Origin of the sequence: Variovorax guangxiensis, assembly GCF_003952165.1 — a bacterium.
In the GTDB taxonomy this organism is placed as follows: Bacteria; Pseudomonadota; Gammaproteobacteria; order Burkholderiales; family Burkholderiaceae_C; genus Variovorax; species Variovorax guangxiensis.
The window spans coordinates 162,692-180,372 of the sequence record NZ_RXFT01000006.1; the positions used below are offsets into that span (position 1 = coordinate 162,692).

General features: G+C 67.3%; 14 protein-coding genes. 12 read left to right on the top strand and 2 right to left on the bottom strand.

Translation table 11 applies throughout. The annotated features are described in order from the left end of the window. The first annotated feature begins 115 nt into the window (after window positions 1–115). The 10 genes from EJP67_RS15975 to EJP67_RS16020 all read left to right on the top strand — a co-directional run bounded on the left by EJP67_RS15975 (window position 116) and on the right by EJP67_RS16020 (window position 11,956). Window positions 116–2,983, top strand: a complete 2,868-nt coding sequence (locus EJP67_RS15975) for an aconitate hydratase (protein ID WP_126022694.1) — start codon at window positions 116–118, stop codon at window positions 2,981–2,983. A gap of 57 nt (window positions 2,984–3,040) precedes the next feature. Further along, the gene (locus EJP67_RS15980) at window positions 3,041–3,502 is read left to right on the top strand and encodes a metallophosphoesterase family protein (RefSeq protein WP_126022695.1); all 462 of its coding nucleotides are present in this window, start codon (window positions 3,041–3,043) and stop codon (window positions 3,500–3,502) included. 209 nt (window positions 3,503–3,711) lie between these two features. After that, window positions 3,712–4,548 carry an iron uptake transporter permease EfeU gene (gene efeU / locus EJP67_RS15985; protein WP_126022696.1) on the top strand — a complete coding sequence of 279 codons (837 nt, stop codon included), beginning with the start codon at window positions 3,712–3,714 and terminating at the stop codon, window positions 4,546–4,548. Between the two features lie 8 nt (window positions 4,549–4,556). After that, the gene (gene efeO / locus EJP67_RS15990; RefSeq protein WP_126022697.1) at window positions 4,557–5,753 is read left to right on the top strand and encodes an iron uptake system protein EfeO; all 1,197 of its coding nucleotides are present in this window, start codon (window positions 4,557–4,559) and stop codon (window positions 5,751–5,753) included. Between the two features lie 16 nt (window positions 5,754–5,769). After that, window positions 5,770–7,053 carry an iron uptake transporter deferrochelatase/peroxidase subunit gene (efeB, locus tag EJP67_RS15995; protein ID WP_126022698.1) on the top strand — a complete coding sequence of 428 codons (1,284 nt, stop codon included), beginning with the start codon at window positions 5,770–5,772 and terminating at the stop codon, window positions 7,051–7,053. Between the two features lie 57 nt (window positions 7,054–7,110). Next, the gene (gene efeO / locus EJP67_RS16000) at window positions 7,111–7,947 is read left to right on the top strand and encodes an iron uptake system protein EfeO (RefSeq protein ID WP_126022699.1); all 837 of its coding nucleotides are present in this window, start codon (window positions 7,111–7,113) and stop codon (window positions 7,945–7,947) included. Between the two features lie 209 nt (window positions 7,948–8,156). Continuing rightward, window positions 8,157–8,459 (top strand): FeoA family protein, encoded by a 303-nt coding sequence (locus EJP67_RS16005; RefSeq protein ID WP_126022700.1) that lies wholly within the window; start codon window positions 8,157–8,159, stop codon window positions 8,457–8,459. Next, window positions 8,452–10,347 carry a ferrous iron transporter B gene (feoB, locus tag EJP67_RS16010; RefSeq protein ID WP_126022701.1) on the top strand — a complete coding sequence of 632 codons (1,896 nt, stop codon included), beginning with the start codon at window positions 8,452–8,454 and terminating at the stop codon, window positions 10,345–10,347. Before EJP67_RS16005 ends, feoB begins: the two co-directional genes overlap by 8 nt. A gap of 131 nt (window positions 10,348–10,478) precedes the next feature. Further along, on the top strand, window positions 10,479–10,766 hold the full coding sequence (locus EJP67_RS16015) for a DUF6587 family protein (RefSeq protein WP_126022702.1): 288 nt from the start codon (window positions 10,479–10,481) through the stop codon (window positions 10,764–10,766). Between the two features lie 5 nt (window positions 10,767–10,771). Continuing rightward, window positions 10,772–11,956 carry an FAD-dependent monooxygenase gene (locus EJP67_RS16020; RefSeq protein ID WP_126022703.1) on the top strand — a complete coding sequence of 395 codons (1,185 nt, stop codon included), beginning with the start codon at window positions 10,772–10,774 and terminating at the stop codon, window positions 11,954–11,956. 137 nt (window positions 11,957–12,093) lie between these two features. Here EJP67_RS16020 and EJP67_RS16025 read toward each other — a convergent pair whose 3' ends face one another. Continuing rightward, window positions 12,094–13,344 carry an SMI1/KNR4 family protein gene (locus EJP67_RS16025; RefSeq protein ID WP_126022704.1) on the bottom strand — a complete coding sequence of 417 codons (1,251 nt, stop codon included), beginning with the start codon at window positions 13,342–13,344 and terminating at the stop codon, window positions 12,094–12,096. A 70-nt stretch (window positions 13,345–13,414) separates the two neighbouring features. Further along, window positions 13,415–14,923: a reverse transcriptase family protein gene (locus EJP67_RS16030; RefSeq protein WP_126022705.1), complete on the bottom strand. Its 1,509-nt coding sequence runs from the start codon at window positions 14,921–14,923 to the stop codon at window positions 13,415–13,417. Window positions 14,924–15,154: 231 nt separating this feature from the next. Between EJP67_RS16030 and EJP67_RS16035 the strand changes: the two genes are divergently transcribed. After that, window positions 15,155–16,213, top strand: coding sequence for a PDDEXK nuclease domain-containing protein (locus EJP67_RS16035; RefSeq protein WP_126022706.1), 1,059 nt, complete (start codon window positions 15,155–15,157; stop codon window positions 16,211–16,213). Beyond that, a complete protein-coding gene (locus tag EJP67_RS16040) occupies window positions 16,210–17,664 on the top strand; it encodes a DUF3375 domain-containing protein (RefSeq protein ID WP_126022707.1) in 1,455 nt (484 codons plus the stop codon). Before EJP67_RS16035 ends, EJP67_RS16040 begins: the two co-directional genes overlap by 4 nt. Window positions 17,665–17,681: the final 17 nt, after the last annotated feature.

Below are 17,681 nucleotides of genomic sequence, written 5' to 3' on the forward strand. Positions count from 1 at the left end.
CGCGATGAGGAAGCAGGGGGCCGGAAGAGGCGCTTCGAGAGAAGACCGACTACAACGGTTGACATTCATCCCAGCTATCCTTGAGAGGCTTCCACGAACAAACAGGAGTCTCTCCATGGCCAAAGCCCCGGCGCATGCCTTTGCGTCCACCCTCAAGTCCTTCAAGACCCCGTCGGGCAAGTCCGGCAAATACTGGTCCCTGAAGGAGCTGGCCAAGCAATACCCATCTGTCGACCGCCTGCCGGTTTCCATCCGCATCGTGCTCGAGTCGGTGCTGCGCAACTGCGACGGGCAGAAGGTCACGGCCAAGCACGTCGAAGAGCTGGCCCACTGGGCGCCGAATGCAGAGCGCGTCGACGAGATTCCCTTCGTCGTCACCCGCGTCGTGCTGCAGGACTTCACCGGCGTTCCGCTCCTGGCCGACCTGGCCGCCATGCGCAGCGTGGCCGGCAAGCTGGGCAAGTCGCCCAAGACCATCGAGCCGCTGGTGCCCGTCGACCTGGTGGTCGACCACTCGGTGATGGTCGACTACTACGGCACGCCCAAGGCGCTCGACCTGAACATGAAGCTGGAGTTCCAGCGCAACAACGAGCGCTACCAGTTCATGAAGTGGGGCATGCAGGCCTTCGACACCTTCCGCGTGGTGCCGCCGGGCTTCGGCATCGTGCACCAGGTCAACCTCGAGTACTTCGCGCGCGGCGTCTACAAGAGCCCGAACGACAAGGAAGACAAACCAACTTACTACCCCGACTCGCTGGTCGGCACCGACAGCCACACCACGATGATCAACGGCATCGGCGTGGTCGGCTGGGGCGTGGGCGGCATCGAGGCCGAGGCGGCCATGCTGGGCCAGCCGGTGTACATGCTGACGCCCGACGTGGTGGGCTTCGAGCTCACCGGCCAGCTTCGCGAAGGCGTCACCGCGACCGACCTGGTGCTCTACGTCACCTCGATCCTGCGCGCCGAGAAGGTGGTGGGCAAGTTCGTCGAATTCTTCGGTCCGGGCGCCGCTTCCATCGCGGTGCCCGACCGCGCGACCATCGGCAACATGGCGCCCGAGTACGGCGCGACCATGGGCTTCTTCCCGGTCGACGAGATGACGGTGGCGTACTTCGAAGGCACCGGCCGCACCAAGGAAGAGGTCGAGCGCTTCGAGGCCTACTACAAGGCACAGGGCCTGTTCGGCATGCCCAACCCCGGCGACATCGACTACACGAAGGTGGTGAGGCTCGACCTCGGCACCGTGTCGCCCAGCCTGGCCGGCCCGAAGCGGCCGCAGGACCGCATCAACCTCGGCGATCTTTCCACCAAGTTCTCGGAGCTCTACAGCAAGCCCAACGACGCCAACGGCTTCAACCAGCCGGCCGACAAGCTCAAGCTGCGCTATCCGCTGGCCGCCGCCGGCAAGAGCGGCGACGAGGAAGCCGCCCCGCCGCCGGCGGGCGCGCCGCTGGACGTGGTCGAGATGGTGGCCAACCGCTCGACCAAGGCCGCCGCGCACGTGAGCGCCAGCGCGCCCGCCGCGCCCAAGGGCGAAGTCACCATCGGCAACGGCGACGTCCTGATCGCCGCAATCACCTCTTGCACGAACACCTCCAACCCGAGCGTGATGCTGGCCGCCGGCCTGCTCGCGAAGAAGGCGGTGGAGGCGGGCCTCTCGGTCAAGCCGCACGTGAAGACCTCGCTGGCCCCTGGCTCGCGCATCGTCACCGAATACCTGGAGAAGGCCGGCCTGCTGCCGTACCTGGAGAAGCTGGGCTTCTACCTCGCGGGCTACGGCTGCACCACCTGCATCGGCAACGCGGGCGACCTCACGCCCGAGATCAACGAAGCCATCACGAAGAACGACCTGGTCGGCGCGGCCGTGCTCTCGGGCAACCGCAACTTCGAGGCGCGCATCCATCCGAACCTGAAGGCCAACTTCCTGGCCTCGCCGCCGCTGGTGGTGGCCTTCGCCATTGCAGGCAACGTGATGACCGACCTGATGACCCAGCCCGTGGGCAAGGGCAAGGGCGGCAAGGACGTGTACCTGGGCGACATCTGGCCCACGCCGAAGGAAATCGACCAGAACCTGCGCTATGCGATGAACGCCAAGTCGTTCCGCGCGAACTACGACAAGGTCAAGACCGATCCGGGCAAGTTCTGGAGCAGCATCAAGGGCACCACCGGGCAGGTGTACGACTGGCCGGAGTCGACCTACATCGCCGAGCCGCCGTTCTTCGAGGGCTTCAAGATGGAGCCGCATTCCACGGATGCGGGCTTCAAGGGCGCGCGCATCATGGCGCTGTTCGGCGACTCGATCACCACCGACCACATCTCGCCGGCCGGCTCCATCAAGGAAAGCTCTCCCGCGGGCATCTGGCTGAAGGCGCACGGCGTGTCCAAGGCCGACTTCAACAGCTACGGCTCGCGCCGCGGCAACCACGACGTCATGATGCGCGGCACCTTCGCCAACGTGCGCATCAAGAACCTGATGATTCCGCCGGATGCCAACGGCACGCAGGAAGAGGGCGGCGTCACGCTGTTCCAGCCGTCGGGCGAGAAGATGTTCATCTACGACGCGGCCATGAAGTACATCGCCCAGAACACGCCCACGGTGGTGTTCGGCGGCGAGGAGTACGGCACCGGCTCCTCGCGCGACTGGGCCGCCAAGGGCACGCAGTTGCTGGGCATCAAGGCCGTGGTGGCGCGCAGCTTCGAGCGCATCCACCGCGCCAACCTGGTCGGCATGGGCGTGCTGCCGCTGCAGTTCCGCGGCGCCGATTCATGGCAGACGCTGGGCCTCACCGGCAACGAGCAGATCGATGTGGTGATCGGCAGCGAGCTGAAGCCACAGATGGACGTGAAGCTGGTGGTGCACCGCGCCGACGGCTCGCACCAGGAAGTGACGGTGCGCCTGCGCATCGACACGCCGATCGAGGTCGACTACTACAAGCACGGCGGCATCCTGCCCTTCGTGCTGCGGCAGCTGCTGGCCGCCTGAGCGGCCGCTGGGGCGGGCGCAGGCGCATCTTGCGTCCGCGCCGGCTCCTTCTTCTCCATGATTCGCATCGGCCTGATTTCCGACACCCACGGGCTGATGCGGCCCGAGGCGCTCGCCTTCCTGGAGGGTAGCGACTTCATCGTCCACGGCGGCGACATCGGCAACGCCGGCATCCTCGAAGCGCTGGCGCGCATCGCGCCGCTGACGGTCGTGCGGGGCAACAACGACCGCGAAGCCTGGGCCGATCGCATCGCCGAGACCGAACTGGTGACCTTCGGCGATGTGCGCCTCTACGCCATCCACGATCTCGCGCAGATCGACATCGACCCGCGCGCGGCGGGCGTGCGCGTGGTGGTTTCCGGCCATTCGCACAAGCCGAAGGTGCAGGAGCGCGACGGCGTGCTCTACGTCAATCCTGGTAGCGCGGGGCCGAGGCGGTTCAGGCTGCCGATCTCGGCGGCCGAGCTGCGCATCGACGGCGGCGCGGTCAGCGCCCACGTCGCCGAACTGGTTTCCTGACGCTGCCGCTCCGGCGGGAGCGGGTAGGGCGAAGCGGGCAGGGCAATCATTACCATTCGGCAAGAAAAGTCCACAAATGAGAATGTTTCTTATTTGATGCGCTATGCTCGGACGCTCCTCCGTGGAGCCAGAAGCAAAGGCAAACGCAGACTCGCGCGCTCACCCATGCCGGCTCCGGAGAGCCTCAACCGCCTCCATTTCCGAAGCCGATGCTCATTCCATTCCTCATCATGCTGCGCGAAGGCATCGAAGCCGCGCTGATCGTCGGCATCGTTGCCAGCTACCTCAAGCAGAGCGGACGCGGCGCGCTGATGCCCGCGGTGTGGGTCGGCGTGTTGCTGGCCGCCGCGCTCTCGCTGTTCGCGGGCGCCGGCCTGCAACTGCTGGCAGCGGAGTTCCCGCAGAAGCAGCAGGAGCTGTTCGAGGGCGTGGTCGGGCTGATCGCAGTGGTCATGCTGACCTCGATGGTGTTCTGGATGCGCAAGGCCGCGCGCTCGATCAAGGGCGAGCTGCAGGCCTCCATCGACAAGGCACTCGGCAAGGGTGCGGACGGGCAGGGCTGGGCGCTGATCGGCATGGTGTTCCTGGCCGTGGCGCGCGAGGGGCTGGAGTCGGTGTTCTTCCTGCTGGCCGTGTTCCAGCAGAGCAGCGGCTGGGAGGCGCCGGTGGGCGCGCTGGGCGGCATCGCGGTCTCGGTGGCGATCGGCTGGGGCCTGTATTCGGGCGGCGTGCGGCTCGACCTGCGCCGCTTCTTCCGCTTCACCGGCCTCTTCATCCTGCTGGTGGCCGCGGGCCTGCTGGCCGGCGTGCTGCGCAAGCTGCACGAAGGCGGCGTCTGGAACCACCTGCAGACGGTGGTGTTCGACATGAGCACCGCGCTGCCGATGGACAGCCCCCTGGGCGCCGTGCTCTCGGGCCTGCTGGGCTACCAGGCCGCACCGGTGGTGGGCGAGGTCGTCGTCTACCTGGCCTTCCTGGCCGTCTCGCTGTTCTTCTTCCTGCGCCCGGCCGCCGCGCCGGCGCCTCGCGCGGCCGTGGCTCGCTGACACCTGCAATGTCCTCTTCTTCTTCTTCTTCCGACAACAAGCCCTCTTCGTCCAACCTGATGCGCGCGGCGGTGGCCGCCTCGGCGCTGCTGGTGGTCGCCGGCCTCGCGGCCTTCTGGTATGCCTCGAACGAGGCGCGCAAGGCGCCTGCCAGGGCGGCCGACAACGCCGTCACCGTCACCATCCAGGGCAACGCCTGCGAGCCCAACGAGATCACCGTGCCGGCGGGGCGCACCACCTTCACCATCGTCAACAAGTCGAACCGCGCGCTCGAGTGGGAGATTCTCGACGGCGTGATGGTGGTGGAGGAGCGCGAGAACATCGCGCCGGGCTTCTCGCAGACCATGACGGTCAAGCTGCAGCCGGGCGAATTCGCCATCACCTGCGGCCTGCTGAGCAATCCGCGCGGCAAGCTGCGCGTGACGCCGTCGGCCGCATCGGACGCCGAAGCGGCCCGGCCCTCGCTGGTCAACTACGTGGGCGCGCTGGCCGAGTACCAGACCTTCCTGCGGCTCGAAGCCGGTTCGCTCGACGACGCGGTGCGCGCGTTGACCGACGCCATCAAGGCCGGCGACCTGCAGCAGGCGAGGGCGCTCTACACGCCGGCGCACCAGGCCTACAAGCGCATCGAACCGATGGCCGAGTTGTTCGCCGACCTCGACACCCGCATCAACGCGCGCGCCGACTACTTCGAGAAGCGAGAGGCCGACCCGGGCTTCACCGGCTTCCACCGCATCGAGTACGGGCTGTACGGCCAGAACGAAACCAAGAGCCTGGCGCCCGTCGCCGACAGGCTCATCGCCGACATCGGCGTGCTCAAGGAGCGCCTGCGCGGGCTCAACGTGCCGCCCGAGCGGCTCGCGGGCTCGGCCTCGAAGCTGCTGCGCCGCGTGGCCGACAACCTGCCGGCCGGCGGCGAGGACCACTACGGGCACGCCGAGGCCGCGAACCTGCAGGGCAGCTACGAGGGCACGAAGAAGATCGCCGACCTGCTGCAGCCGCTGCTCGTGAAGGCCGCGCCCGCGCTGCAGAAGAGCGTGGACGAGCGCTTCGCGGCCTTCGACGCCGCGCTGGGGGCCTACCGCGAGGGCGAGGGCTTCAAGCCCGCGCCGCTCGACGAGGCGCAGAGAAAGGCGATGGCCGAAACCGTGCGCGCGCTGGCCGAGGAGTTCGGCAAGGTGAACGCGGCGCTCGGGCTGGAATGAGTTGAGAGACAGCACCATGGACAAGTCGAACAAGCCCGAGCCCGTTTCACCGCACCGCCGCCGCATGCTCGGCGCGGCAGGCGCAGCCTTCGCCGGCCTCGCTGCAACTTCTACCCGTGCTGCCGCGCCCGACAACGGCGCGCAGGTCACCGACGCGCCGCAGAGCACCCACACGCAGGACCGCGTGCCCTTCCTCGGCAGGCACCAGGCCGGCATCGTGACGCCGCGCCCGACGGCCGGGATGATCGCGTCGTTCTACGTGCTGGCCGAGAACCGCGCCGACCTGGAGCGCCTGTTCCGCACGCTCACCGAGCGCATCGCCTTCCTCACGCAGGGCGGGCCGCAGACGGACCCCGACCCCAGGCTCCCGCCGGCGGGCTCGGGCATCCTCGGGCCGGTGGTTCAGCCCGATGCGCTGACCGTGACCGTGTCGGTCGGCGCATCGCTGTTCGACGAGCGCTTCGGCCTCGCGAAGAAGAAGCCGCTGCGGCTGAGCCAAATGCAGCGCCACCCGAACGACGCGCTCGATGCCGCGCTGTGCCACGGCGACCTGTCGATCCAGTTCTGCGCCAACACGCCCGACACCAACATCCACGCGCTGCGCGACATCATCAAGAACACGCCCGACCTGCTGGTGCTGCACTGGAAGCAGGAAGGCACGGTGCCGCCGATTCCGGCCGTGCCCGGCAAGCCGGCCGAGAGTGCGCGCAACTTCCTCGGCTTCAGGGACGGCTCGGCCAACCCCGACTCGGCCGACGGCGCTCTCATGGACCGCATCGTCTGGGTGCAGCCCGGCAGCGACGAACCGGCCTGGGCCGCGGGCGGCAGCTACCAGGCGGTGCGCATCATCCGCAACTTCGTCGAGCGCTGGGACCGCACGCCGCTGCAGGAGCAGGAGGCCATCATGGGCCGCCTGAAACCCACCGGCGCGCCGATGGACGGCGGCAAGACCGAGCACGACGTGCCCGACTACACGAAGGACCCCGAAGGCAAGGTCACGCCGATGGATGCGCACATCCGCCTGGCGAACCCGCGCACCAGGGCTTCGGACAAGAACCTGATGCTGCGCCGGCCCTTCAACTATTCGAACGGCGTCACCAAGTCGGGCCAGCTCGAGATGGGGCTGCTGTTCATCTGCTACCAGGCCAACCTCGAGAACGGCTTCATCGCCGTGCAGAAGCGCCTCGACGGCGAGCCGCTCGAGGAATACATCAAGCCCATCGGCGGCGGCTTTTTCTTCACGCTGCCGGGCGTGCGGGACGAGCGCGACTGGCTCGGGCGCTCGCTGATGTCCGCCTGAAGGCCGGTCTGCCAGAGGCCCGCAAGATTTTCATCACTGCCCAGAACAAGGAGATCCATGACCGTGCAGTTCCGCCGCCACTTCCTCACCACTCTCGTCGCAGGCTTCGCCGGGCTTCATGTCGCCGGCGCGCAGGCCGCCGTGTCGCCGCTCGAACTGGTCGGCCCGATCTCCGACTACAAGATCTACGTCGCCGAGAACGTGCGCAAGCTGGCGGCGGACACGCGCGCCTTCACCGCCGCGGTGAAGGCCGGCGACGTCGAGAAGGCGAAGAAGCTCTATGCGCCCACGCGCACCAGCTACGAGCGCATCGAGCCGGTGGCCGAGCTCTTCAACGATCTCGACAAAGCGATCGATTCGCGCGCCGACGACCACGAGAAGGCCGAGAAGGACCCGGATTTCGGCGGCTTCCACCGCATCGAACACGGCCTGTGGGTGCAGAAGAGCACCAAGGGGCTGAACCTCGTGGCCGACAAGCTGCTGGCCGACGTGCTCGAACTGCAGAAGCGCCTGGCCGCGCTGACCTTCCCGCCTGAGAAGGTGGTGGGCGGCGCCGCCGTGCTGATGGAGGAGGTGGCGGCCACCAAGATCTCCGGCGAGGAGAACCGCTACAGCCACACCGACCTGTGGGACTTCCAGTCGAACTTCGAGGGCGCCTACAAGATCGTCGAACTGCTGCGCCCGCTGGTCGTGAAGGAGAACAAGGCCTTCTCGGACAAGGCCGAGGCCAACTTCAAGGTGGTTTTCGACACGCTGGCCAAGTACCGCACGGCCGACGGCGGCTTCGAAACCTATTCGAAGCTCAGCGAGCGCGACCGCAAGCTGCTGGCCGGGCGGGTCAACACGCTGGCCGAAGACCTCTCCAAACTGCGCGGCATGCTGGGGCTGAACTAGGCTCGCCCCCAGTCTTCGCGCACTTCGTGTCGCTTCGCCAACCCCCTTCCGGGGCAACACCAGCGGCCCGGCAAAGCCGGTTCCGCGGTGTTTCTGGCCCTGCAGCCCGCATTTCTGAGGGGTTGGTCAGGTTTTCGCGAGTGAGAATTGCTAGCATCTGGGTTTTGCTTACAGATGCGCCCGATATTCAGGGCGCCTCCGCCCCCACCGTGCGAACCAACGATTTCGGCGCGGCGCCGACCACCGCCGTCGCCCTGCGCCTCGACCAGCTTCCCAACAACCAGTGGGCCACCGTGCTCGACGTGGCGCGCCCCGAGAGCGCCGACGACCGCGAGCTCGTCCTGCGCCTGACCGAAATCGGCTTCGTGCCGGGCGAGGCGGTGCGCATCGTCGCCAGCGGCATCCCGGGACGCGAGCCGCTGGCCGTGCGCCTGGGGCACACCACCTTCGCGCTGCGCCGCCACGAGGCCGCGCTGATCCACGTCACGCCGGGAGCCGCCAACCATGGTTGAAGCCGTCATCCAGGGGCCGGGCCGCCTCGCGCCTACCGCACAGCCGGGCCGCATCGCGCTGCTGGGCAATCCCAACTGCGGCAAGACCGCGCTGTTCAACCTGCTCACCGGCAGCCGCCAGAAGGTCGCCAACTACGCGGGCGTGACCGTCGAGCGCAAGGAGGGCACGCTGCGCACGCCCTCGGGCCGCCGCGTCTTCGTGCTCGACCTGCCGGGCGCCTACAGCCTGAACGCGCTGAGCGCCGACGAGGCCGTCACCCGCGACATCGTCACCGGCCAGAGCAAGGAAGCGCTGCCCGACCTGCTGGTGTGCGTCACCGACGCCACCAACCTGCGCCTGAACCTGCGGCTGGTGCTCGAAGCCAGGCGCCTCGGCCTGCCGATGGTGGTGGCGCTCAACATGACCGACATGGCGAAGAAGCAGGGCATCGCGGTCGACACGGCCGTGCTCGCGCGCGAACTCGGCGTGCCGGTCATCGAGACCGTCGGCGTGCACACCGGCGGCGCGCAGGGCCTGCTCGAAGCCCTCGACACCCCCGTGGCCGCTGCCACGCCCCAGCCCTGGAAGGCACCGGGCCTGGACGACGTGCTGGCCACGCAGCGCGAGGTGCGCCGCATCCTCGGCCTCGCGGTGAAGGAGCCGGTCGGCAGCCTCGCCACCAGCGACCGCATCGACCGCGTGGTGCTGCACCCCGTGTGGGGCATGCTGGTGCTGGCCGTGACCATGTTCCTGATGTTCCAGGCCGTGTTCAGCTGGGCAAACGTGCCGATGGACGCCATCAAGGCCGGCACCGAGGGGCTGGGCAACCTGCTGAAGACCTACATGCCCGAGGGCATGCTGCAGAGCCTGCTGGTCGACGGCGTGATCGCGGGCGTGGGCGGCGTCATCGTCTTCCTGCCGCAGATCCTGATTCTTTTCCTCTTCATCCTCGCGCTGGAAGACTCGGGCTACCTGCCGCGCGCGGCCTTCCTGCTCGACCGCGTGATGGGCACCGTGGGGCTGTCGGGCCGCTCGTTCATTCCGCTGCTGTCGAGCTTCGCCTGCGCCATTCCGGGCGTGATGGCCACGCGCACCATCAGCAACTGGCGCGACCGCATCACGACGATCATGATCGCGCCCCTGATGACCTGCTCGGCGCGGCTGCCCGTGTATGCGCTGCTCATCGCGGCCTTCATCCCGGCGCGTACCGTGGGCGGCATCTTCAACCTGCAGGGTGTGGTGCTGTTCGCGCTGTACGTGTTCGGCATCGTCTCGGCGATGGCCGTGGCCTGGGTCATGAAGCGCTTCCGCGACAGCACGCAGCACTCGCCGCTGCTCATGGAGCTGCCGGCCTACCGCTGGCCCAACCTGCGCAACCTGGCGCTGGGCCTGTACGAGCGCGCATGGATCTTCATCCAGCGCGTGGGCACGATCATCCTGACGCTGACGATCCTGCTGTGGTTCCTCTCGACCTTCCCGTCGCCGCCCGAAGGCGCGACCGGCCCGGCCATCCAGTACAGCCTGGCCGGCATGATCGGCCGCGGCCTGGAGCACATCTTCGCGCCCATCGGCTTCAACTGGCAGATCTCGATCGCGCTGGTGCCGGGCATGGCGGCGCGCGAAGTGGCCGTGGGCGCGCTGGGCACCGTGTATGCGCTGTCGGCTACCGGTGACGACGTGGCGGGCGCGCTGGAGCCGCTCATCGCCGGCAGCTGGACGCTGGCCACCGCGCTGTCGCTGCTGGTCTGGTACGTGTTCGCGCCGCAGTGCATCTCGACGCTGGCGGCGGTGAAGCGCGAGACGGGCTCCTGGAAGTACGTCTGGATCATGGCCGGCTACCTCTTCGCGCTGGCCTACATGGCCTGCTTCATCACCTACCACGTTGCAGTGGCACTCGGGGCGGGGTAAAAAAGCACACCCCCAGGCTTGCCCACTTCGTGTGGCCGCCCCCCTTCTCCGGGGGCAATACCTGCGGCCCGGCAAAGCCGGTTCCGCGGTATTCCCCGCGGTGTAGGCTTCGGGATTGGAGTATTTGAGATATGACGCAACAACTGATCGTCGGATTGATCGTCGCGGCCGCCGCGTTCTACGCGGTCTGGCGCTGGATGCCCGCAGGGTGGCGCCGTGGCGCCGCGCAGAAGCTCGCGGCCGGCACGCAGCGCGCGGGCCTGATCGACGAAGAACGCGCCAAGGAACTGGCGGCCTCGCTTGCCAAGACATCGGGCTGCGGCTCGTGCGACACCTGCGGCAGCTGCGCTCCCAAGGCACCCCTCAAACAACCGGAAGCCGAACAGGTCGCCAGCAGCCCGTCCATGCACGGCCGCTGAGACCGATGCCCGCGCACATCCTCGTCGCCGGGGGCGGCATCGGGGGGCTGGCTACCGCGCTGGCACTCGCACAAGGTCGGCACCGGGCCGACGTCTTCGAACAGGCTCCGGCCTTCGGTGAAATCGGCGCCGGCGTGCAGCTGGGGCCCAACGCCACGCGGCGACTCCGGAAACTCGACCTCGGCACCGGGCTCGCGGCCATCGCGGCGCGGCCCGAGGCGCTGGTGGTCCACAGCGCCGAAAGCGGCTCCGAGCTGGCCCGCATGCCGCTGGGCGACACCATGCAGCAGCGCTACGGCGCCCCCTACTTCTGCGTTCATCGAGCCGACCTCCACGGCCTGCTGCTGGAGTCCGTGCGCGCGCGCGGCACCGGCGCGCTGGTGACCGGCGCGCAGATCAGGCAGGTCGAGACCAGCGACGATCTCGTCTGCCTCTCGAGCACCGACGCGCGCGCCTGGGAGGGCGAGGCGGTGGTCGGCGCCGACGGCCTCTGGAGCATGGTGCGGCGGCAGCTCGACAGCCCCTCGGCGGCGCAGCCGCCGCGCGTCACCGGCCACACGGCCTGGCGCGGGCTGGTCGAGCAGCCCGCCTTGCCGGCCGCATTGCGGCGCGGCCGCGTCGATGTCTGGCTCGGCCCGCGCCTGCATGCGGTGGCGTATCCGGTGCGCGGCGGCGAATGGCTCAATGTGGTCGTGATCGCCGAATCCGCCCCGGCCGGCGACGCACGCGACTGGGACCAGTCCACCAGCATCACCGCGCTGAAGCAGGCCATGGGCCGCAGCTGCGCCAGCCTGCAATCCCTGCTCGATGCCATGCCCGGCTGGCGCGCATGGTCGCTGGGCGATCGCGCGCCGATGACGGGCCCTGCCGACATGGCGCACGAACGCGTCGCGCTGGTGGGCGACGCGGCGCACCCCATGGTGCCGTACCTCGCGCAGGGCGCGGGCATGGCCATAGAGGATGCCGTGGCGCTGGCCGATGCGATGGCCGATGCGGACGCGGCCGACGTGCCCGCTGCCTTCGCCCGCTACGCCGAGGCACGCTGGGCGCGCAACGCGCAGGTGCAGGCACGCGCGCGCCGCAACGGCGAGATCTTCCATGCCACCGGTCCTGTGCGGCTGGGCCGCGACATGGCGATGCGCCTGCTCGGCGCGAAGCTGCTGGACCAGCCCTGGCTGTACGGCGGCTGAGATGCCTGTCGGTGCCCGTGGAGCGGGCACCGATGCCAGGAAAACCGCGGAACCGGCTTTGCCGGACCGCAGGTGTTGTCCCGGTGAGGGGGTTGGCGCAGCGAAACGAAGTGCGCGAAGCCTGGGGGAGATCCGGTCTATAGCCTGAAGGTCTGCAGATGCTCGATGCGCTCGGCCAGTCCTTCCTGCCCGAGGTAGTGCCCGTACTTGCCGTCCTGCATCTTCGCGAGCGCGGTTTCCAGTTCGAGCAGCATCGCGTCGCGCTCCGCGACGAACGCGGGCGGCACGTCGATGCCCGCCTTCGCGCATGCATCCGCGATCAGGTGCGCGCTCGCGGGCGCGCCGCAGGCCGCGCACTTGACGATGGCCGCCACGTTGGGCTCCGCGCCGTTGTCCAGCAGCGCGGCCGTGAGTTCGGGCGCGATCTGCCCGTCGATGTTGCGCAGCGCATCGGCCGCCACCGGCGCGCCCGCGCGCACCAGCGCGGCTGCGGCGGCGAAGGCGCCGTGGCCCACTGCGACGTCGGTGGCCAGCGCGCTTCCCTGGTGCGGTCCGCCGAAGTCCACGCCCGCCGCGGCGAGTTCGGCGACCAGCCGGGGATCGTCCGTTCCGATCGCATGGCGCAGGGCCACGCGCGCCAGCTGCGGCTTGTGGCGCAGCGTGCCCTCGGCCAGCGGCGTGCGCCAGTCGACGACGGCGCGGCAATAGAAGGTCACCAGCTTGTCCATCAGGTCGAGGTCGAGCTCGTGGTCCTCGTGCCGGTCGTCGAGGTAGCCGAGCAGCGTCTGGCCCGAGAAGTAGTCGCTGGTCGGCGCGAGCGGGTCTTCGTCCAGGTGCAGCGCCGCGAAGGCGCCGAGCAGGTCGGGCGCGATGGTGTTCACGGTGTCTTCGTGCAGCGCGTGCGTCCAGGCCGGCGGCAGGCCTTTCTTCCAGGCGACGATCTGCCCATGCCCGGCGCCGGGCTCGACCACGGCGTAGACGCGGTCGGTGTACTCGAATCCGCCGAAGGGCAGGTGCGTGAGCTTGCCGCTCCAGGGCGTGCCGCTTTCCTCGGCGGCCTCGCCGGCCAGTTCCTGCTCGTGCTCGATCCAGCCCTGGAGGTCGTGGTAGCCGTCGCTGCCGTCCCAGAAGAGCTCGCTCCAGCTGATGCTCTCCAGGTTGCCGTTCATCTGCAGCGACAGGTCGTAGTCGAGCCGCCCGCCCGCAGTCTGCTGCCACAGCGCGACCAGCGCTTCGGGGATCGGGCCTGCGCACAGGGCCTGCACGGCATCGATCTGCTGCTGCGGCATCGGCGGCTGCGCGTCGAAGATCACGCGGTCGGCAAACAGCACGATGCCGTGTTCGCGCAGGGTGGAGAGCTCGTCGGGTGTGAACCGGATGTCGTTCATTGCAGGGGCCTCCGTCGTTTTCAAAAATGTAGCGCTTTGCGCTCGCGGAGCAATCCGGTCCACCCCAGCTTCATGAGGGCGTTTGCGTGGCGTCCGTCCAGTCGATGCGATCGAAGAGTCGCATCAGCCTTGTCTTGCGCGTCGCGCTGAACTGGCCGATCCATGCGATGCTGCCCAGCAGGTGGCCGCGAAAGTCGTCGACCTTCGCGCGGTTCTGGCTGGCCGGGCCTTGCGTTGCGCAGCGATGGAGTACCGCCTTGAGCCGGTCGAAGTCCTCGCGCGGCGTGTTGGCCTTGTCGTTGACCACCACGCCGGTCACGCGTTGTTGGCGGTGCCGCGGCATGCAGCGAATCTTGCGCGGATGAAGCTCGAATCCCTCGTCGGCCGCGATGCCGCTCACCCAGGCGCGCAGGGCGTTGAACTGCGCGCGCAGCGAGGCCGGCCCGGAGAACACGAGATCGTCGGCATAGCGCGTGTAGCTGGCGCCGAAGACCCACGCCAGGCCTTCGAGCCGAAGGTCGAGCCTGAAGGCGCACAGGTTGGCCAGCGCGGGCGAGCAGGGCGAGCCCTGTGGCAGGTGCGGCGCGGCAAGGCGCCTGGCACCGATCCAGTCGAGCCCGCCGTCGTCGCGCAGCCGCTCGATCACCGCGTCGTCGGTGCGGTGCGTGCACAGGGCGGTGAGGGCGCGCGCCACGCCCTCGGGATAGCCCAGCGTGCGCCACGTCGCGTGCACGCGCGAGGCGCGGATGCCGGGGAAGAAGTCGCGCAGGTCGAAGCCGATCACCACTTCCTTGCCCGCGTGCGCCGCCGCATGGCTTGCGACCGAGCGACCCAGCACGAAGCCGTGCACCGCCTCGTGTGCGGGTACGTGTCGCAGCAGGTCGTCGAGGATGCGGCGTTGCGCGCGTTTCAGGTCGGCCTTTGGAATCTCGAGCAGGCGCATGCCGCCGAGGCGCTTGGGCTGGAGCTGGTAGCGGTAGTGCGACGCGGGCTGCCGGGTGTCCGGATCGGTCGGAGCGCGGAAGGCCTGCGCAGCGGAGGTGAGCCACGCCAGCCGGTCTGCATCGAGCTCCAGCCATTGCGCAAGCTCGGCCAGCGTGGGGATGTGCGGCAGCGCGAAATGGTCCAGCCCCATCGGGCGCGGGAGCATCTGCGCGGGCCGCAGGATGATGCGCCGCACGCGCGGCGGCTCGTTCTGCTCGAAGGCCGCATCGAACTCGGGCATGTCGTGGATCGCCCTGGCCAGCGCCGGCAGGTCGGTGCGCCGCCAGGTGGCCTGCGATCTGTTGCCCAGGGCCTGCGCCAGCGGTTTGAGCCATGGCGCATCGGCGCCCAGCGTCGCCGCGGCCCGCGCCCGCAGCGCGCCCGGGTCGGTGCCGCCGGGCTGCTTAGCGTCGGCGAGCAATGCACGTGCGAGGCTGCGTGCGATCCACTCCCTGTAGCTCAGTTCACGCGTCATGAATCCCGAGGCGGCGAAGCCGATGAAGGTGGTGGCACCAGGCCCTTCAACCAGCCGGTGATGCGCCAGCTGGTCTGCGCGGATGCGCAGCGCCGCTTGCGCGCCGGAATGCGAAGCCATCCATCCGCCACGGGGTTACCCCGCAGCACAAGACCGGGCGACGGATCGCAGGGCCTTGTCGAGTCTTGAAGTGCCGGTGCCGGGCGGATTGTAGAAGTGCCTGAATTTCAGAGAAAAGAATGGCCTGCGGCAAACGAGAGATAGTCATTCGATTTCAATACCTTCAATAATCTGCCACGTCGCTTCGACGGTGCTTGTGCCAGCCTATATCTGCAACAGGATCCAGTGTTAATGAAAAATTCCGGACCTCCGTCACTCACGGATGTGCCTACAGGCTACGCCGATTGGTTAACTGAACTGAAATTGCGTGTCCATGCTGCCAGGCAGCGCGCGGCGACTGCTGTAAACCATGAGTTGGTATGTCTGTATTGGCAGATTGGCCGGGACATCCTCGCACGGCAGGCCAAGCAAGGGTGGGGTGCCAGGGTAATTGAGCGGTTGGCCCACGATTTGCGTACGGCCTTTCCCGAGATGAAAGGGTTTTCTCGCGCCAACCTCATGTACATGCGCGCTTTTGCCGAGGCATGGCCCGACGGGGAAATAGTCCAACAGGGTGTTGGACATTTGCCCTGGGGCCACAACCTGGTCTTACTGACCAAGCTCAAGACAGCACAGTTGCGCCTGGCTTATGCGCAAAGAGCGATCGAGCAGGGTTGGTCGCGCAATGCGCTCAATATCCACATCGAAACCCGTCTTCTGGAGCGAGAGGGGAAAGCGGTCAGCAATTTTTCGACCCGACTTCCCGCGCCGCGCTCGGATCTTGCGCTGCAAGCGATCAAAGATCCCTATGTATTTGATTTTCTGGGTATTGGCCAAGAAGCGGGGGAGCGCGAAATCGAAGCCGCGCTGGTCGAGCACATTTCCCGATTCTTGCTGGAGCTCGGTGCTGGTTTTGCATACGTGGGACGACAGGTGCCCATTGAAGTCGGCGGCGATGATTTCTTCATCGACCTGCTTTTCTATCACCTGAAACTGCACTGCTATGTGGTCATCGAGCTGAAGGCAGGAGCTTTCAAGCCTGAGCATACTGGTCAGTTGAGCTTTTACCTGACGGCGGTCGATGCTCAACTCAAGTCTGATCAGGATGCCTCGACCATCGGCTTGTTGCTATGCAAGACAAAAAATCGCGTGGTTGCCGAATATGCGCTTCGCGACTCCAACAAGCCCATCGGCATCGCTGAATACCAGTTGGTCGAGTCGCTGCCGAAGGAATTGCAGACGAACTTGCCGACCATCGAGCAGATCGAGCAGGAGCTGGAGCGATATCAGAAGAATGGGGAGGATGCGTGAGCTTCGATTACGTCACCTTGGATTTGCTTCGGCAGAGCCATCCCGCGTGGCGTCTGCTGCGTTCGGACCATGCACCTCTGGTGGCGAGTTTCTTGCACCGTGTCTTCGTCGCGCCGAATGTGCGAGTGATGTCGCAGGCAGATCTTGCCGAAGCGCTGGAGGATGAACTTTTTGAACTGCGCGAGCGCGTGGGCCCGAACTCCTTTCCTAAGGCGGCCGTCGAATATCTCAACGATTGGGCCGGCAACGACAAAGGGTGGCTGCGAAAGTTCTACGCCTTGGGCTCGGATGAGCCTCAGTTCGATCTGACGCCTCCGGCTGAAAGGGCTATCGCGTGGCTTGGAACCTTGACGGCGCGAGCCTTTGTGGGGACAGAGTCGAGGCTGCTGACGTTGTTCGAACTGCTCAAGCAGATGAGCCAGGGCAGCGAGGCCGACCCCGCGGCACGCATTGCCGAACTGCACAAACGGCGGGACGAGATCGATGCCGAGATCGCAAAGATTCTCGGCGGAGATGTTCCGTTGCTGGATGACACGGCGCTGAAGGAACGCTTTCAGCAATTCATCGCGCTGGCGCGCGAGCTGATGACCGATTTTCGCGAAGTGGAGCAAAATTTTCGCGGCCTCGATCGGCGTGTCCGGGAGCGCATTGCGCTGTGGGATGGTGCGAAAGGTCTCTTGCTGGAAGAAATCATGGGTGAGCGCGATGCGATTGCCGATTCGGATCAGGGACGCAGCTTTCGGGCTTTCTGGGATTTCCTCATGTCGAGTCGCCGGCAGGAGGAGCTCTCGGCGATGCTGGAGCGCGTGCTGAGTCTTCCGGCCGTTTCGGACCTCAAGCCAGACACCCGCACCCGCCGCGTTCACTACGATTGGCTTGAGGCGGGCGAGCATGCACAGCGGACGGTGTCTCAACTTTCCCAGCAGTTGCGGCGCTTCCTCGACGATCAGGCCTGGCTGGAGAATCGCCGCATCATGGACATTCTGCGTGGTATCGAGGCGAAGGCCCTGGCATTGCGCGAGTCCCCGCCCGCTGGCGAGACGATGCGCATTGCAGTGCCGGTTGTCGATCTGGAACTGCCGATGGAGCGACCGCTCTACACGCCCGCGTTCAAGCCGTCGATTGTCGATACGGCGCTGGAGTCCGGCGAGAGCGATGTGGATGCGGGCGCGCTCTTCTCCCAGGTGGTGATCGACAAGGCGCAGCTGGAGCGCCACGTGCGCCATGCGCTGCAGGACCGCACGCAGGTGACGCTGCAGGAATTGACACAGATGCAGCCGCTGCGGCACGGTCTGGCGGAGCTGGTTGCTTACCTGCAACTGGCCGATCAGACGTTCGCGGCCGTCATCGACGAGGCGACCACGGACGCTGTTTTCTGGCAGGTCGCTGGACATGACGGCCTTGCGAGATCCCGAAAGGCGCGGCTGCCGCGCGTCATTTTTGTTCGATAGTCCAATAGGGAGGCGAA

Excerpts from the sequence above, each read along its gene's own strand:
- EJP67_RS16030 (WP_126022705.1), bottom strand. The coding sequence starts at position 14,923 with ATGGCTTCGCATTCCGGCGCGCAAGCGGCGCTGCGCATCCGCGCAGAC.
- efeU (WP_126022696.1), top strand. The coding sequence starts at position 3,712 with ATGCTCATTCCATTCCTCATCATGCTGCGCGAAGGCATCGAAGCCGCG.
- efeO (WP_126022697.1), top strand. The coding sequence starts at position 4,557 with ATGTCCTCTTCTTCTTCTTCTTCCGACAACAAGCCCTCTTCGTCCAAC.
- EJP67_RS16020 (WP_126022703.1), top strand. The coding sequence starts at position 10,772 with ATGCCCGCGCACATCCTCGTCGCCGGGGGCGGCATCGGGGGGCTGGCT.
- efeB (WP_126022698.1), top strand. The coding sequence starts at position 5,770 with ATGGACAAGTCGAACAAGCCCGAGCCCGTTTCACCGCACCGCCGCCGC.
- EJP67_RS16015 (WP_126022702.1), top strand. The coding sequence starts at position 10,479 with ATGACGCAACAACTGATCGTCGGATTGATCGTCGCGGCCGCCGCGTTC.
- EJP67_RS16035 (WP_126022706.1), top strand. The coding sequence starts at position 15,155 with ATGAAAAATTCCGGACCTCCGTCACTCACGGATGTGCCTACAGGCTAC.
- EJP67_RS16025 (WP_126022704.1), bottom strand. The coding sequence starts at position 13,344 with ATGAACGACATCCGGTTCACACCCGACGAGCTCTCCACCCTGCGCGAA.
- efeO (WP_126022699.1), top strand. The coding sequence starts at position 7,111 with ATGACCGTGCAGTTCCGCCGCCACTTCCTCACCACTCTCGTCGCAGGC.
- EJP67_RS15980 (WP_126022695.1), top strand. The coding sequence starts at position 3,041 with ATGATTCGCATCGGCCTGATTTCCGACACCCACGGGCTGATGCGGCCC.
- feoB (WP_126022701.1), top strand. The coding sequence starts at position 8,452 with ATGGTTGAAGCCGTCATCCAGGGGCCGGGCCGCCTCGCGCCTACCGCA.
- EJP67_RS15975 (WP_126022694.1), top strand. The coding sequence starts at position 116 with ATGGCCAAAGCCCCGGCGCATGCCTTTGCGTCCACCCTCAAGTCCTTC.